General features: G+C 64.9%; 17 protein-coding genes. 5 read left to right on the top strand and 12 right to left on the bottom strand.

Annotated elements, in window-relative coordinates; genetic code table 11:
- Positions 1–188: 188 nt before the first annotated feature.
- Positions 189–551, top strand: a complete 363-nt coding sequence (locus tag FFS37_RS08175; RefSeq protein ID WP_137930421.1) for a hypothetical protein — start codon at positions 189–191, stop codon at positions 549–551.
- 25 nt (positions 552–576) lie between these two features.
- Here FFS37_RS08175 and FFS37_RS08170 read toward each other — a convergent pair whose 3' ends face one another.
- The 3 genes from FFS37_RS08170 to leuC form a co-directional block, all read right to left on the bottom strand.
- Positions 577–1782: a GGDEF domain-containing protein gene (locus FFS37_RS08170; RefSeq protein ID WP_137930547.1), complete on the bottom strand. Its 1206-nt coding sequence runs from the start codon at positions 1780–1782 to the stop codon at positions 577–579.
- Positions 1783–1846: 64 nt separating this feature from the next.
- Positions 1847–3043: a GGDEF domain-containing protein gene (locus FFS37_RS08165; protein WP_137930420.1), complete on the bottom strand. Its 1197-nt coding sequence runs from the start codon at positions 3041–3043 to the stop codon at positions 1847–1849.
- A 220-nt stretch (positions 3044–3263) separates the two neighbouring features.
- Complete coding sequence (leuC, locus tag FFS37_RS08160) at positions 3264–4673, bottom strand: 3-isopropylmalate dehydratase large subunit (protein WP_137930419.1); 1410 nt, start codon at positions 4671–4673, stop codon at positions 3264–3266.
- 312 nt (positions 4674–4985) lie between these two features.
- Between leuC and FFS37_RS08150 the strand changes: the two genes are divergently transcribed.
- Positions 4986–5360, top strand: a complete 375-nt coding sequence (locus FFS37_RS08150; protein WP_137930418.1) for a DUF4180 domain-containing protein — start codon at positions 4986–4988, stop codon at positions 5358–5360.
- A gap of 4 nt (positions 5361–5364) precedes the next feature.
- Here FFS37_RS08150 and FFS37_RS08145 read toward each other — a convergent pair whose 3' ends face one another.
- The 6 genes from FFS37_RS08145 to rplS all read right to left on the bottom strand — a co-directional run bounded on the left by FFS37_RS08145 (position 5365) and on the right by rplS (position 9809).
- Positions 5365–6000 (bottom strand): class I SAM-dependent DNA methyltransferase, encoded by a 636-nt coding sequence (locus FFS37_RS08145; protein ID WP_137930417.1) that lies wholly within the window; start codon positions 5998–6000, stop codon positions 5365–5367.
- 53 nt (positions 6001–6053) lie between these two features.
- Positions 6054–6860, bottom strand: coding sequence for an amino acid ABC transporter permease (locus FFS37_RS08140; protein ID WP_137930546.1), 807 nt, complete (start codon positions 6858–6860; stop codon positions 6054–6056).
- 296 nt (positions 6861–7156) lie between these two features.
- Complete coding sequence (locus FFS37_RS08135) at positions 7157–7954, bottom strand: basic amino acid ABC transporter substrate-binding protein (protein WP_137930416.1); 798 nt, start codon at positions 7952–7954, stop codon at positions 7157–7159.
- 207 nt (positions 7955–8161) lie between these two features.
- The gene (locus tag FFS37_RS08130; protein ID WP_137930415.1) at positions 8162–8704 is read right to left on the bottom strand and encodes a MarR family winged helix-turn-helix transcriptional regulator; all 543 of its coding nucleotides are present in this window, start codon (positions 8702–8704) and stop codon (positions 8162–8164) included.
- Positions 8701–9114 carry an organic hydroperoxide resistance protein gene (locus tag FFS37_RS08125; protein WP_137930414.1) on the bottom strand — a complete coding sequence of 138 codons (414 nt, stop codon included), beginning with the start codon at positions 9112–9114 and terminating at the stop codon, positions 8701–8703. Before FFS37_RS08125 ends, FFS37_RS08130 begins: the two co-directional genes overlap by 4 nt.
- Positions 9115–9269: 155 nt before the next feature.
- Complete coding sequence (rplS, locus tag FFS37_RS08120; RefSeq protein WP_137930413.1) at positions 9270–9809, bottom strand: 50S ribosomal protein L19; 540 nt, start codon at positions 9807–9809, stop codon at positions 9270–9272.
- A 323-nt stretch (positions 9810–10132) separates the two neighbouring features.
- Between rplS and FFS37_RS08110 the strand changes: the two genes are divergently transcribed.
- Positions 10133–10885: a sulfite exporter TauE/SafE family protein gene (locus FFS37_RS08110; protein ID WP_137930412.1), complete on the top strand. Its 753-nt coding sequence runs from the start codon at positions 10133–10135 to the stop codon at positions 10883–10885.
- On the opposite strand, the gene trmD is transcribed toward FFS37_RS08110, so the two are convergent.
- Both trmD and rimM read right to left on the bottom strand, forming a co-directional pair.
- Complete coding sequence (gene trmD / locus FFS37_RS08105; RefSeq protein ID WP_137930411.1) at positions 10867–11565, bottom strand: tRNA (guanosine(37)-N1)-methyltransferase TrmD; 699 nt, start codon at positions 11563–11565, stop codon at positions 10867–10869. The genes FFS37_RS08110 and trmD overlap by 19 nt on opposite strands.
- Complete coding sequence (gene rimM / locus FFS37_RS08100) at positions 11562–12161, bottom strand: ribosome maturation factor RimM (protein WP_137930410.1); 600 nt, start codon at positions 12159–12161, stop codon at positions 11562–11564. The genes trmD and rimM overlap by 4 nt, the downstream gene beginning before the upstream one ends.
- Before the next feature lie 139 nt (positions 12162–12300).
- Here rimM and FFS37_RS08095 point away from each other — a divergent pair, with 139 nt between their 5' ends.
- Together FFS37_RS08095 and FFS37_RS08090 are read left to right on the top strand one after the other, a co-directional pair.
- Entirely contained in the window at positions 12301–13239 is a 939-nt protein-coding gene (locus tag FFS37_RS08095) for a tyrosine recombinase XerC (RefSeq protein WP_137930409.1), read from the top strand.
- A gap of 146 nt (positions 13240–13385) precedes the next feature.
- Entirely contained in the window at positions 13386–14456 is a 1071-nt protein-coding gene (locus tag FFS37_RS08090; RefSeq protein ID WP_137930408.1) for a TraB/GumN family protein, read from the top strand.
- Between the two features lie 2 nt (positions 14457–14458).
- On the opposite strand, the gene FFS37_RS08085 is transcribed toward FFS37_RS08090, so the two are convergent.
- Complete coding sequence (locus tag FFS37_RS08085; RefSeq protein ID WP_137930407.1) at positions 14459–14935, bottom strand: DUF2867 domain-containing protein; 477 nt, start codon at positions 14933–14935, stop codon at positions 14459–14461.
- Between the last annotated feature and the right edge of the window lie 177 nt (positions 14936–15112).

The following is a 15112-nucleotide window of genomic DNA, read 5'->3' as shown; positions in this document are numbered from 1 at the left end:
TTAACCATGTTTGACGAGACATCGCAGCGCAACGCGTCAGCCTCTTAACAAAGGTTAAGAAAGAGTTAATTTCCGATTCGAGGAGGCGTGCATGTCGACCGGAACGCGGCAGCGGGTTCGCAAGCGACGTGCATCCAACCAGGGGTGAGACGCGGGACGCGTCCCGGCCCCCAGACAAGGAAGACGCCATGCGTTCGAACTTCGGCAGATCGCGCCTTGCGGCGCTCATCGCGGCGGCGCTGGCCGCCAGCCTCGCCGCCCCGGCCATGGCCGACGGCCGCCATCAGGATCGTGTCTATGCCGATTCCTTCGGCAATCTCGTCATCGACAGCGCGGCCGGCTACAAGCGCATCATCGTTGGCGAAGGCAAGCTCGCCAAGCGGCTGTCGGACTACACCAGCGCCGGCCAGCCCAAGGTGATCTACCAGAACGAGGCCGACGAAATATCGGGTTACAGCGATTGCTACCGGCCGCCGGTGTTCGTGAAGGGCCGCAGCTACATGTACGGCCTTTCCGACGGCGAGATGCCGCAACTCAGCCCCTGCCGCTGAACGAGGCCCGCACGCCCGGCGACGACTACGATCGGCGCCCCGCCGCGACGGGCGCGATCTCGGCCAGGGTTGGTCCAGCGGAGACGCGCACGCAATCGCGTCCGCCGTTCTTGGCCTGGTAGAGCGCTGCATCGGCACGCCGCATCAACCCGGAAAACCCCTCGCCGGCATGGAGCTCGGCGACGCCAAAGCTCGCCGTGCAGCGGCTGTCCGCCGGCAGTCCCTCGATCGGCAGCGTGCCGAAAGCGCTGCGCGTGCCTTCGGCGAACAGCCGTGCCGCGGCAAGGTTGGTTCCCGCCAGGATAATGGCGAACTCCTCTCCGCCGATGCGGCCGGCGGCGTGATGGCCGGCGGCGGCCTCGCTCAACAGGCCGGCGAAGGTCTCGATCACGCGATCGCCCGCCGCATGGCCGAAACTGTCGTTGATGGCCTTGAAGTGATCGAGATCGGCGATGACCAGCGTCACGGGCACGCCTTGCCGCGCCGCGCCGAGCACCGCCATTTCCGCCTGCCGGGTAAAGCCGCCGCGGTTGAGCAATCCCGAAAGCGTGTCCATCTCCGATTTCGACGTCATTTCGGCAAGCACGTCGCGAACCAGGATGGCGAGTATGACCAGCGCCAGCGCCAGCCCGAAGACGGTGCCGAGCGACTGCGACACCAGCGCATAGCTGCTCTCCAGATAGGCCTGCGGATTGGCGCCCCATCCGCCGAGCGCATGCGCGATAAACGGTTTTGAGGCGAACTGCAGGGCACTGGCCGCAAGCACGGCCATCAGGATGCGATCGAGAATGGCGGGCCTCTGCCTGGATGACCAGACGATGGCCAGCCCGGCGAACTGCATGGCGGCATAGGGAAGCTGGTAGGCCATCATGCGCGACAGCGACTGGCGCGGCAGATCCTGCGCGACATAGACGGCGACGGTGGTGACGACGAGGAAGAACAGCATCGGCGGCCATGGCGGCGCGACGCCATATTTGTGCGCAAGTCCGCCATTGAAGGCGATGGTAGCGCCCAGGAAAACCGCGAAGGCGGCGACCACGGCCGGCCGCGCGTCCTCGAAGGCGGGAATGCTGAATTCGATGGCGAAATAGGCCATGCCGAGCACGTAGCCCGTCGCCAGCCAGCGCGCCGGCGCCCGGCTGGCGCCATGGAAGGCGACAGCCACGAAGGCCGCCGCCAGCAAGCCGGCGACGGACAGGTTGATCAGCAATATGAAATTGGCGCCGCTCATCTCTTCTCGCATCCCGTCTCCACCTAAGCATCGACGGGCGAAAAAGACGTTAACGAAGGCGCGGTCAGCCGGCCTTGAGCTGCTCCGGCACGAAGATAGTTTCCGGCCTTTCATAGGACAGGCGCACGCTGTCGCGGCCGTTCTTCTTGGCCTTGTAGAGCGCGTCGTCGGCCCGCCGCATCAGGGGCTCCAGCGCCTCCTCGCCGCTGCGCGCCGCAACGCCGAAGCTGGCGGTCACCCTGGTGCCGGCGGGAAGCCCGTCGACGCTGCCGGCAGAGTAGAGCGCGCGCACGGCCTCCGCGAACAGCCGCGCGGCCGCGAGGTCCGTCAACGGCAGAAGCACCGCGAATTCCTCGCCGCCGATGCGCCCCGCGGCGCCCCGCGCGCCCGTTGCCGCGCGCAGCTTGCTGGCGAAATCGGCGATCACACGGTCACCGGCGGCATGGCCGTGCAGATCGTTGAGCGCCTTGAAATGATCGAGGTCGGCCAGCACCAGCGCCACCGGGAACTTTGCCGCGGCGCAGCGCTGCAGCAAAAGTTCCGCCCGCTCCTCGAAGCCGCGCCGGTTGAGCAGGCCCGACAGCGGATCGGTGTGGGTCTCGGTTTTCAGCGCCCGCATCACGTCGAGCGCCGCGGCGGTGAACAGGGAGAGCGCGATCAGCAACGACAGCAGCGCATGCGACAACAGCGCCGTCGTCCAGTAGGACGAATTGTAGAAGCCGTCGTAACTGACGAACGGCCCATGCACGATCACGACGGCGAGCGTGCGCACGAAGAAGTTTATGCTCGACAGCAGCGACAGCACGAACAGGATGTTTTCCGTCGGACCGTTGTTGCGCACGGGCCGCAGTTCGGCGGCAACGAGCAGGCTGAGGCCGCCAAAGGCGAAGTTGATCGCCAGGATGCGCCAGGTGAGATCGGGGTCGATGAAGAGAAACCAGGAGAATGACGCCAGCCCGCCGCCAGCGAGCACGCAGATGCCAAGGCGGGGCACCTGCCTGCCATAGCGGGCGACGATGGCGCCCGACAGGCAGCAGGCGGCGACGGTGAAGAAGATGTTGGAAATGAGCTTGGTCAGCGCCAGGCCGATGGGCAAGGTGAAATACTGGAAAAGGAAGCCCGGCGCCGAGACGCAGTAGCTTATGCCCAGCACCGCAAGATAGGGCCGATGGCGCTGATAGAACCACAGCACGATGAACGCCGCGCCGAGGGCCAGCGCGATCGTCGGATTGAGCAGCGCTATGAACAGGCTGGTGTCCAAAGGACCGTGACTTCCCCTCACTTACGTCGGGGAAGACCTTAGGGCATAAGGCCAAACAAGCGGTTAAGCGAAAGCGCATATGCGGCGGAAATCTCGTCGAAACGTCGCCCGGCGACGGTTTTCGCGAGATTGCGGGCAGCCCCGGGGCAAGAAAAAACCCGAACCGCGTCGCGGTTCGGGTTTGACGTCCGGAGCCTTCGGAAACGCTAAGGCTGCGATCTTATTTCCAGTCGCGGATATCGACGAAGTGGCCGGCGATCGCCGCCGCCGCCGCCATCGCCGGCGACACCAGATGGGTGCGGCCCTTGAAGCCCTGACGGCCTTCGAAGTTGCGGTTCGAGGTCGAGGCGCAGCGTTCATGTGGCTTCAGCCGGTCGTCGTTCATCGCCAGGCACATCGAGCAGCCCGGCTCGCGCCAGTCGAAGCCGGCGGCGAGGAAGATCTTGTCGAGGCCCTCGGCTTCCGCCTGTTCCTTGACCAGGCCGGAGCCCGGCACGATCATGGCATTGACGCGCGGGTTGACGGTCTTGCCCTCGATCACCTTGGCAGCGGCGCGTAAATCCTCGATGCGGCCATTGGTGCAGGAGCCGATGAAGACGCGGTCGAGCGCGATGTCGGTGATCTTTGTCCCGGGCGTCAGGCCCATATAGTCGAGCGCGCGCTGCTTGGAAGTGCGCTTGTTTTCGTCGGTGATGTCGTCCGGGTTCGGCACGATGCCTTGCACAGAGACGACATCCTCGGGCGAAGAGCCCCACGAGACGATCGGCGGCAGCTTCGCCGCGTCGAGCACGATCACCTTGTCGAAATGCGCGCCTTCGTCGGTCTGCAGCGTCTTCCAGTAGGCGAGTGCGGCATCCCAGGCCGCGCCCTTCGGCGCGCGCGGCTTGTCCTTGACATAGGCGAAGGTGGTCTCGTCGGCCGCGATCAGGCCGGCGCGAGCGCCGCCTTCGATCGACATGTTGCAGATCGTCATGCGGCCTTCCATCGACAGCGAGCGGATCGCTTCGCCGGCATATTCGATGACATAGCCGGTGCCGCCCGCCGTGCCGATCTCGCCGATGATGGCCAGGATGATGTCCTTGGCGGTGACGCCTTCGGGCAACTGGCCATCGACGCGCACCAGCATGTTCTTGGCCTTGCGCTGGATCAGCGTCTGCGTGGCCAGCACATGCTCGACCTCCGACGTGCCGATACCATGCGCCAAGGCGCCGAATGCACCGTGGGTGGAGGTGTGGCTGTCGCCGCACACGATGGTCATGCCGGGCAGGGTGAAACCCTGCTCGGGACCGATGATGTGGACGATGCCCTGGCGGATATCGTTCTCGGAATAGTATTCGATGCCGAAATCCTTGGCGTTCTTTGCCAGCGCCTCGACCTGGATGCGGCTTTCCTCGTTCTTGATGCCGAACTTGCGCTCGGGCGAGGTCGAGACGTTATGGTCGACCACGGCCAGCGTCTTTTCCGGATGGCGGACCTTGCGGCCCCCCATGCGCAGTCCTTCGAAAGCCTGCGGGCTGGTCACTTCATGGACGAGGTGGCGGTCGATGTAGAGCAGGCAGGTGCCGTCGTCCTGGCGGTCGACGACATGGTCGTCGAAAATCTTGTCGTAGAGGGTGCGCGGTGCGCTCATGTGCGTAAATCCGTCGATATGAGAATGGGAAAGAGCATGTGCCGGGCAATCCCCGGCGCGACGACCTGGACAGGTCGGCCTAGGTAAGTCGGCTGGTCAGCGCGCCGGACACGCGCGCGGAGAAGCGCGACGGCAGGCGTTTTCTGTCCTGCAGCACGAACCCCTTGTAAGCCGGATCGCCAAAAAGCTCTTCCATGCGCCTGCTCATATCAATGTTTGCCGATTTCGGCAATTGCGCCGTACCTGCTTCGCGACCGGCATTGACAGGGCCCTCGAACCATATCACTGGGCGCGATCTTGGAGATACCGGTCATGAACACGCTCACGGACATCCACGGCCATCGCGTTCTTGAATGGCATGGCGAGGACAATCGCGCGCCCAGGGTACTCGACCTCATCGGCGACGCATCGGCGCACAATCCGGACTGGGTTTCGATTTCCACGTCCGCGCTGCCCGCCGACTTCTTCGAGCTCAGGACGGGCATTGCCGGAGAATGGTCGCAAAAATGCGTGAACTACGGCGTGCGCCTGGCGATCCTCGGCGACGTCTCGCGGCACGCGGCCGCAAGCAAGGCGTTCGCCGATTTCGTGCGCGAGGCCAATCGCGGCGACCAACTCTGGTTCCTGGACGACATGGCGGCGCTGGGCGAGCGCCTTGCCAGACGGCCGCCCAAAGCCGAACGCTAGATAATCAGAGCACCTCGAAGACAAACGTCTTCACGAGCGCGTCCGGTTCGGCGATGGCGTAGCAGCGGAACCATGGACTGTGCTCGACCGGCCGCCACTTGCCCTGCTGCGTGAGGTCGTCGAACACGGACTGGAAGCCGCCGCTCTCGAACACCTGGTCGCGCACGGTGAAGATGCCGTGGCCGCCCTTTTTCGTGATGCGCACCAGTTCATGCAGCCCCGATGCGGGAGCATGGCTGATGGTGAACACGCCTGTCGAGAAAAAGGCCCGGAAATGTCCGTCCGGCCACGGCAGTGTGTCGCCCAGCATCGCCTGCTTCAAGTCGCCATAGGCATTGCGGCTGCCGGCGATCCTGAGCATGTCGTCGGACAGGTCGAGACCTGCAATGTCGCCATAGCCCAGCGCCTTGAGCGAAGGCCCCGACAGGCCGGTCCCGCAGCCGGCATCGAGCAGAGGCCCCTCGCCTTGCGGCACATGGCGCGCCACCCAGGCGGTGATCAGGAACGGCAGCAGATAACCCAGCGACGCGGTCTCGTTGTCATAGGTCGCGGCCCAGGCGGCATAGGCTTGCGCCAATGTTTCGGGTGTATCGGCGCCATAGACGGAATCCAGCGCCGCATTGGCCTTGTCGACAATCATGAGACCTCCCGGTTCTACGTTGCCGGGATCGTAACCCTGTCCTGGCCGAAAAACTATTCCTCGTGCTGGCGGCGCAGGCGCCGCTCCAGCGCCCGCAGCGACAGCGACAGGCCGACGGTGAGGATGAGGTAGATATAGGCCACGATCGAATAGGTTTCGAAGAAGCGGAACGAACCGGCCGCGTAGACCTTGCCCATCTGGGTGATGTCGGCGACGCCGAGCACCGAGACCAGCGAGGAATCCTTGACCAGGGCGACGAAATCATTGCCGAGCGGTGGCAGGATGGTGCGGATCGCCTGCGGAAACACGATCAGCCGGAAGCGCTGCACACGGTTGAGGCCAAGCGCCTTGGCCGCTTCGATCTGGCCCTTCTCGACGGATTGGATGCCGGCGCGGAAAACTTCCGAGATGAAGGCTGAATAGCCGATGGTCAGCGCCATGATGGCGCGCCAAAGCAGCGACACGTCGCGCACCAGCAGTTCGCCAATCAGCCCGGCGCTCTGCAACGGCGCCGTCAGCGCGTTCCATGCCGCCACGAAGGCCGGCGCGCCGGCGAAAGCTATCCAGAACAACAGCACCAGGATCGGCACGCCGCGGATGATCTCGACATAGAAACGGGCGATCTGCCGCATCCATTGCGAGCCTGAGAGGCCCATGAGCGCTATGCCGAGGCCGATGATGGACGCCAGCGCGAAGGCGACAACGGTGACAAAGACGGTGATGCCGATGCCCTTGGCGACGGTTGCGAACACTTGCGCATAGAGATCGCTGGCCGCGATGAACAGCGCCGCCACCAGCGCAAGCACCGCGGCAACGGCCAGCCACCAGGGAAATTCGGGTTTGGAGGAGGACGGCGGCATCAATTCCCAACGCTGGCGAGCAGACGCCTTCGCAAAAGCTGCCAATCTCCCCCCTTGCGGGGGAGATGTCCGGCAGGACAGAGGGGGGTGCTGTCCCTCCGGCCTGTCAGCGAATCACAGCCACGGCCTCTGCCTGGGTTCTGTTTGGAAAAATTTGAAACCGAAGCGTTGCGATTCTTCACACCCCCCTCTGCCCTGCCGGGCATCTCCCCCGCAAGGGGGGAGATTGGCAGATTCAGCGGCAGCGTCCATTTATCGACGTCTGCGATTGATAGAGGCCGCAGCAACAATAGGACCTACTGCCCCATCTTGTAGTCGAGGAACCATTTCTTGTTCAGCGCGTCGAACGTGCCGTCCGCCTTCAGTGCCGCGATCGCCGCGTTGACCGGCTTCACCAGGTCCGAGCCCTTCGGGAAGATGAAGCCGAAATCCTCCGAACCGAGCGGCCCGCCGATCAGCTTCAGCTTGCCCTCGGACGCGTCGACATAGCCCTTGCCGGCGGTGCCGTCGGTCAGCACCACATCGACGTCGCCCGACTTCAGCGCCTGCACGGTGGCGCCGAAGGTCTCGAACAGCTTGATGCGCGGGTTCTGCTCGTTGCCGTCGAGCACGCTGTAGACAGCGGTGTAGAACGGCGTCGTGCCCGGCTGCGCGCCGACCAACCCGTCCTTGAAGGCGCCGAAGGTCTTGGCGTCGGTGAAACGGCTTTCATCGCCGCGCACCAGCATGAACTGTTCCGAACGCATATAGGGGTCCGAGAAATCGACCTTCTCCTTGCGGTCGTCCTTGATGGTGATGCCGGTCATGCCGATATTGTACTGGTTGTCGGAAACCGCCTGGATCATCGCGTCCCAGGACGTGTTCTGGTACTCGACCTTGAAGTTCAACCGCTTGGCGATCTCGTTCATCGCATCGTATTCCCAGCCGATCTGCTTTCCGGTCTTGGCGTCGATGAACTGCAGCGGCGGATAGGCGTTCTCGGTCACCACCACGACTTTCTTGCCGCCGAGGTCGGGCAATGCCTGCGCGAAAGCGGCGACGGGCGCCAGGACAAGGGCCAGCAGGCCGGCCAGCAGCAGTTTCGACTTGGTCATGACACACTCCCGGAAAATTGAAAGCGCCCGGATATCGGCCGGGCTTACAGGAAAATCCGGCGCCGACTTTAGCTTTCCGCATGCGGCATGCAAGACGCTCCGCTGCGTCAGCCCGTGCGAAAACGGATTCAGATACCTTGATACCCGGGATTTCGGGCCAAGGATTTCAGGATGGTCCGCGCCTCGAACGGGCACCCGCCTTGGCAGCTAGAGTGTGCCCTTGTCGGAGACTGCGCCATTTGCTTCCGTCGAGCGATCATCGGCCGTGCTTTCACGCAGCCCCGCGACAAGCTGGGTGAGTGTGGCGTGCAGGGCTTTTACCTCGCCCGGTTTCAGCGGCACGCTGCAGGCCAGCGCCGATGTCACGTCCTTCATGGCACCGCGCAGGGCCTCGCCCCTGGCGGTCGGCTCGACCAGCACCCGGCGCTCGTCGGCCGGGTCGCGGCGGCGTGTGACCAGGCCGCCCGCTTCCATCCGCTTGAGCAACGGCGTCAGCGTCGCCGAATCGAGGCCCAGCGCCGCGCCGAGATCGCCCACAATGCTCGGTGCGCGCTCCCATAACGCCAGCATCACCAGATATTGCGGATAGGTCAGGCCAAGCGGCGCCAGCAGCGGCCGGTAGACCTTGGTCATCAGCCCGCTCGCCGAATAGAGCGCGAAGCAGAGCTGCTGGTCCAGCCGCGGCACAGCGAATGTCCCGGCGCACTGCGCCGGGATGTCGTTCACTTTGGTTTCGACTTTTGTCGTCATGCCGCCTTTACCGAAAGCGCCACATCGATGTTGCCCCGGATGGCATTGGAGTAAGGGCAGACCTGGTGCGCGGCCGATACAAGCGCGTCGGCTGCCGCCTGATCAAGGCCTTTCGTTTCCACCGCCAGCGCGACGCCGAGCTTGAAGCCCTCGCCATGGGGAAGCAGGCTGACGGTGGACGTTATCGCGGCGTCCGTGAGCGGCAGCTTCTGCTTGCGCGCGATGAAGCGGACCGCGCTCTCGAAGCAGGCGGCATAGCCGACGGCGAAAAGCTGCTCGGGATTGGTGGCGCCGCCTGGCCCGCCGAGTTCCTTGGGCATGGCGAGATCGACCTTGAGCAGGCCGTCGCTGGTCTCACCATGGCCGGCGCGGCCGCCGGTGACGTGAGCCTGTGTCGTATAGAGTGCCATATCAAATCTCCAATTATCTTGTGCACGATTATTTAGTACACAAGATAATATGTCGTCAACACCGCATCCCGCCTCCGGAGGCGAAAGCGTTCACAGTCTGGTGAAACGAAAAAAGGCGGCCGGAGCCGCCTTTTCGAAATCGATCGCAAAAGATCTTATTCGGCCGGGGTCGCTTCCGCGGCCTTGGCTGCCTCGTCCGCGGCCTTCTTCTCGGCGGCTTCCTTGGCGGCCGTCTCGGCGGCCAGCGCCTGGGCGGCGGCGACCTTCTCGGCCTCGATGCGGGCCTTCTCGGCGTTCAGCGCATCGCGCTCCTCATCGTTGAGCTTGCGGGCGCGCACGCCGGTGTTTTCCGAAATACGGGCCGACTTGCCGCGACGGTCGCGCAGGTAATAGAGCTTGGCGCGACGCACCTTGCCGCGACGCACGATCTCGACGCCCTCGACCATCGGCGAGTAGACCGGGAACACGCGCTCGACGCCTTCGCCGTAGGAGATCTTGCGGACGGTGAAATTTTCCTGGAAGCCGGCGCCGGAGCGGGCGATGACGACACCCTCATAGGCCTGGACGCGGGTGCGGGTGCCTTCGGTCACGCGGACCTGGACGCGCACGGTGTCGCCGGGCTGGAATTCGGGAAGCTTGCGCTTGGCTTCGATCTTGGCGGCCTGTTCGGCCTCGAGCTGACGGATGAGATCCATCTCAAAAATCCACTTCTTGTTCTTCCGACAGTCAGAGCGCCCTGCGCTCGCCTTGCAGTTCCTTCGACCGCTCGGCTATGCCTTTTGTTTCCGGGACATTTGTCTTGCGAAACATCGGGCAGGGGCGACTACACCGTCATTGTTGACGGGTCCCGGGAGATTGTTCTTCCGGTTCGGGCGGGCACATACAGCTATTTCGTGGCTTTGTCACGCCTTCGCGGCCTATTTTTTGCGCCATGGCACCATGATAATGCCGCCGTGCCGCGTTGCGCGGGCCTTCCAGGCTTTCTAAGCCGGAACTCCATGATCCTCGGCGCTGTGCAATGACACTCTTCGATGCCGTGCTGCTTTTCCTCGCCGGGTTCGTCTCGGGCGCGGTCAACGCCGTCGCCGGCGGCGGCACTTTCGTCACCTTCGGCGCCATGACCCTGGTCGGCGTGCCGCCGATCGTCGCCAACGCCACCTCCTCGGTAACGCAGTTTCCGGGCTACGTCACCTCCACACTCGCCTATCTCGACGACATCAGGCATTTCTGGCGCCAGGCGCTGCTCTTGTGCGCGATCTCGGCCTGCGGCGCGCTGGCCGGCTCGCTCATCCTGCTGGCGCTCTCGAACCCATCCTTTCGCGCGCTCGTACCCTGGCTGCTGATCGCCGCGACCGCGCTCTTCGCCGCCGGCCCCTGGCTGAAGCCGGCGCCGCGCCCCGGGGACGAAACGTCCGTCGGCTCGATCGCCGGCGCGCTGGCGCAGTTCGTGACATCCATCTATGGCGGCTTCTTCGGCGCCGGCATGGGCGTCATGATGCTGGCCACGCTCGGCCTCACCCAGGCCGGTGACTACCACCGGCTCAACGCGCTGAAGAACATGCTGGCCGTGGTCATCGCGGCCATAGCCATCCTGGTCTTCGTCTGGGGCGGTGTCGTCGCCTGGCCGCAGGCCATCGTCATGATCCCCGGCGGCGCGCTGGGCGGCTATGCCGGTGTCTGGATCGCCAAGCGCGTGCCGCAGAACGCGGTGCGCGGCTTCGTCATCGCGGTCGGCCTGTTCCTGGCCATTTATTATTTCACCAAGGGGTGAGCAGCGGCAAGATCGGGCCGCCTGTCCTTCGTCAGCCTCTCCGACTGCTCCCGACGCCATGCGGCGATCTTCTTGTGGTTGCCCGAGATCAGCACTTCGGGAATTTGCCTGCCCTCGAATTCCTGCGGCCGCGTGTAGTGCGGATGTTCGAGCAGGCCATTCTCGAAGCTTTCTTCCTCGCCCGACACCGCGTTGCCCATCACGCCCGGCAGCAGCCGCACCACCGCGTCGAGCAGCACAAGTGCCGCCGGCTCCCCGCCCGACAGGATGAAATCGCCGATCGAGACTTCCTCCAATTCGCGCGCCTCGATCAGCCGCTGGTCGACACCCTCGAAGCGTCCGCACAGGATCACGGCACCAGGCCCCGCGGCGAGGTCGCGCACGCGCGCCTGGGTCAGCGGTTTGCCGCGCGGGCTCATCAGCAGACGCGGGCGTGGATCGCCCGCCGGCGCGGCATGGTCGATCGCCCTGGCCAACACGTCGGCGCGCATCACCATGCCGGCGCCGCCGCCGGCCGGCGTGTCGTCGACGGTACGATGCTTGTCCGTGGCGAAGTCGCGGATCTGGATCGCCTGAAGCGACCAGGTGCCGGCCTCCAGCGCCCGTCCGGCCAGCGACAGGCCGAGAGCGCCCGGAAACATCTCCGGGTAGAGCGTCAGCACGCTGGCGGAAAAACTCACCGGTTGCCTCCGGCATCGCGCGGCCCGCGCGGCCTGCCCTTCGGGTCGAACCCCTCATCGCGCGGCGCATCGCCGTCCTCGTCCTCGACCAGCCCGGCAGCTGCCGGATCGACGCGGACAAAGCCCTCGGCGACGGACACGGCGGGCACCGCGGCCTGCGTGAACGGAATCAGCACGCCCTTGCGTCCGGAAAGCGTGACGTCGAGGATGTCGCCGCCGCCGAAATTGTGCACCGCCACCACCTTGCCGAGCACGGCGCCGGTATCGTCGCGTACGTCGAGCCCGATCAGGTCGGCATGGTAGAATTCATCCTCCTCGCCATCGTCGGGCAGCATCGAACGGTCGACGAACAGTTCGGTGCCGGCGAGCGCCTCGGCGGCGTTACGGTCGCTTATGCCCTTGAAGCGGACCACGACGACGGTGTTGGCCGGCCTGATATCGGTGATCTGGAACACCCGGCCATCCCTGGCATAGAGCGGCCCGTAGTCGGCAAGCGCCAGCGGATCGCCGGTGAAGGTCTTCACCCTGAGTTCGCCCTTGATGCCGTGGGCGGCGCCGATCACGGCCATCTGGACAGGGTTTTGCGGCTTCGACATGGCTGACATCCTTTGGCCCTGCTCTAGCGCCGCCCCGGCGTCATTTCAATGATCGCCTTGCCGCCATTTCAATGACGGCCTCTCTTCATCGCTTCCTAACCCGGCTGCCACAGAATGACGCCGAACCGGAACAGACGCCATGCAGGAATTCCTCATCCCGGCAAAGCCGGATCTTCAGGCGGCGCGCGAAAGCTGGCTGAAGATGCTGGCGCGCGAACGACGGCTGTCGCCAGAGACGGTCGAGGCTTATGAGCGCGACACCAGGCAGTTCCTGCATTTCCTGACCGGCCATTGCGGCGGACCGGCAGGCATTGCGGAGATCGCCAATCTGCGCCCCGCCGATCTGCGCGGCTTCCTCGCCGCGCGCCGCAATGACGGCGCCGGTGCCCGCACCCTTGGCCGTGGCCTGGCCGGCATCCGCTCGTTGCTGCGCTACCTCGAACGGCGTGGTCTCGCCAATGCGGCCGGCGCCGCCGCGCTGCGCGCGCCGCGCCAGCCCAAATCGCTGCCGAAGCCGCTGACGGCAAGCGACGCCAGGCATGTCGTTTCGATCGAAGGCCAACTGGCGGAAGAGCCCTGGATCGCCGCCAGGAATGCCGCCGTGCTGACGCTGCTCTACGGCTCCGGACTGCGCATTTCCGAGGCGCTCGGCCTCGCCGGCGCCGATCTCGCCTCCGAGGCCGACACCGTGCTGCGCGTCACCGGCAAGGGCGGGAAGACGCGGCTGGTGCCGGTGCTGCCGGTGGCGCTGAAGGCGGTCGCAGAATACCGTCGGCTCTGCCCCTATCAACTGGACCCGAAGGGTCTTCTGTTTCGCGGCGCCCGCGGCGGCCCGCTCAATCCCGCCATCGTCCAGCGCGACATGGTCAGGCTGCGCTCCGCCCTCAACCTGCCCGACACCGCGACGCCGCATGCGCTTCGCCATTCCTTCGCCACGCATCTGCTTGGCCGCGGCGGCGATCTGCGCACCATCCAGGAACTGCTCGGCCACGCCAGCCTGTCGACGACCCAGGTCTATACCGGCGTCGACACGGCGAGGTTGCTCGAAATCTATGAGTCCGCGCATCCAAGGGCGTGAGCGTCGGTCGCGCCGCAAAAGTCTCGGTGGCCTATTACTATGAACGTTCACAACTAGCCGACGCCTACCCAACTTCATGGCCGGTCGAAGACAATTTCGCACCCCCAATTAACCGTTTTGCCGTTTTTCGCCGCTAGAACGGCATCATGAAACGCGTCATCGCCATCGCCGACCGTGCCGCTTCCGTCTCGCTGAGGCTGCTTGTCGCGCTCAACATCCTGTTTTTCCTGTCCTTCCTGGCCGTGCTTCTGTTCGCGGCCGGCAGGGCGCGCGCGGAAGTGCCGACCTGCACCGGCGCCGACATGCTGTCGGCCCTGCAGAAGAGCAATCCCGCGACCTACGGCAAGATCGAGGCGGAAGCGGCCGCGACGCTGAACGGCAAGGGCCTGCTTTGGAAGCTCGAAAAGTCGGGCGAACAGCCCTCCTACCTGTTCGGCACCATGCACATGACCGATACGCGCGTCACCACGCTGCCGGCGGCGGCGCAGAAGGTCTTCGACGCGGCCGGCACGCTCATCATCGAAACCACCGACGTGCTCGACAAGCAGAAGATGATGACGGCGATGCTGAAGGAGCCGGACCTGATGATGTTCACCGACTCCACGACGCTGTCGTCCTTGCTGTCGCCGGACGAGGCCGCGGCGATGAACGCCGCGCTCGACGCGCGCGGCATTCCGCCGGCGACCGTCGCGAAGATGAAGCCCTGGATGCTGTCGGCCATGATGGCGCTTCCGGCCTGCGAACTCGCCCGCCAGTCCGGTGGAGCCCCGGTGCTCGACGTCAAGCTGGCGCAGAGCGCCAAGGCCGCCGGCAAGCCGGTCGAAGGACTGGAGACCGCCGAAAGCCAGCTGCGCGCCATGGCCTCGCTGCCGCTTGCCTTTCACATGAAGGGTCTGGTCGACACGCTGAAGCTCGGCGACAAGGTCAACGACATCAACGAGACCATGATCGTGCTCTACCAGCGCGGCGACACCGGCATGTTCTGGCCACTGTTCCGCGCCGCCATGCCCGACGAGCAGAACGACCCCTCCGGCTACGCGGCCTTCGAGGAGACGATGATCACCAGCCGAAACAAGGTGATGGTCGATCATGCCGAGCCGATCCTGGCCAAGGGCAATGCCTTCATGGCGGTCGGCGCTCTGCACCTTCCCGGCCCCCAGGGACTGGTCGAGGATTTTCGCAAAGCCGGCTATACCGTCACCGCCATAGGGCTTTAACGCTACTTGATCAAAAGCTGAGCCAACATCGCCGGAACGATGACCCGGTGAAACGGCATGACGATGGCGAGATAGGCTCTTCCAAGCAGGTTGTGCGTCTTCACGATCGTCGACGCAGCCACCTCCTGCCGGCCCGCGCCGAGCTCGTTCACCTCTACCAGGATGCGGAAATCGAGATGCCGGTCGTCCAGACCCAGGACGACCCTGCCGCGTGCCTGGCTGATGAGGGGAAAGATGCCGACCCTGCCTTCCGCTGGTGCGTCGGACGCCAACCCAGTCTTCAACCCAAATGGCCTGACGGCGAGATTGCGGAGCTGCGTAAGCCGGCCGACCCATCGCGGTGGCCGCCCCAGGACGCGCTCGGCCGCGCCAATGGCAGTCAGGGCGAGACCATCGGTTGTGAGCGCGTACCGGTCGGCGAACTGAGCGCCGGCAAGAACGCCTTCGGGATCGGGAAAGGTCTGTGCAGTGGGAGTCATGCCGGAAAACCCTCGCAACCAAAGATAGCATCCATTGGCCGGCCTCGCTGCGTGGCGAAACGCCGCCAGGCCGCAGCAGGGACTGGTCGAGGATTTTCGCAAAGCCGGCTATACTGTCACCGCCGTCAATTGAGTCGGCGACGGCGGAAGGGTTCAAATGCCGCGTTTTCGGCGTTT

The organism is Mesorhizobium comanense (genome assembly GCF_005503535.1).
Lineage (GTDB): Bacteria > Pseudomonadota > Alphaproteobacteria > Rhizobiales > Rhizobiaceae > Mesorhizobium > Mesorhizobium comanense.
Note: the sequence above shows the minus strand (reverse complement) of the source record. Positions and strands in the feature narration are given on the sequence as shown.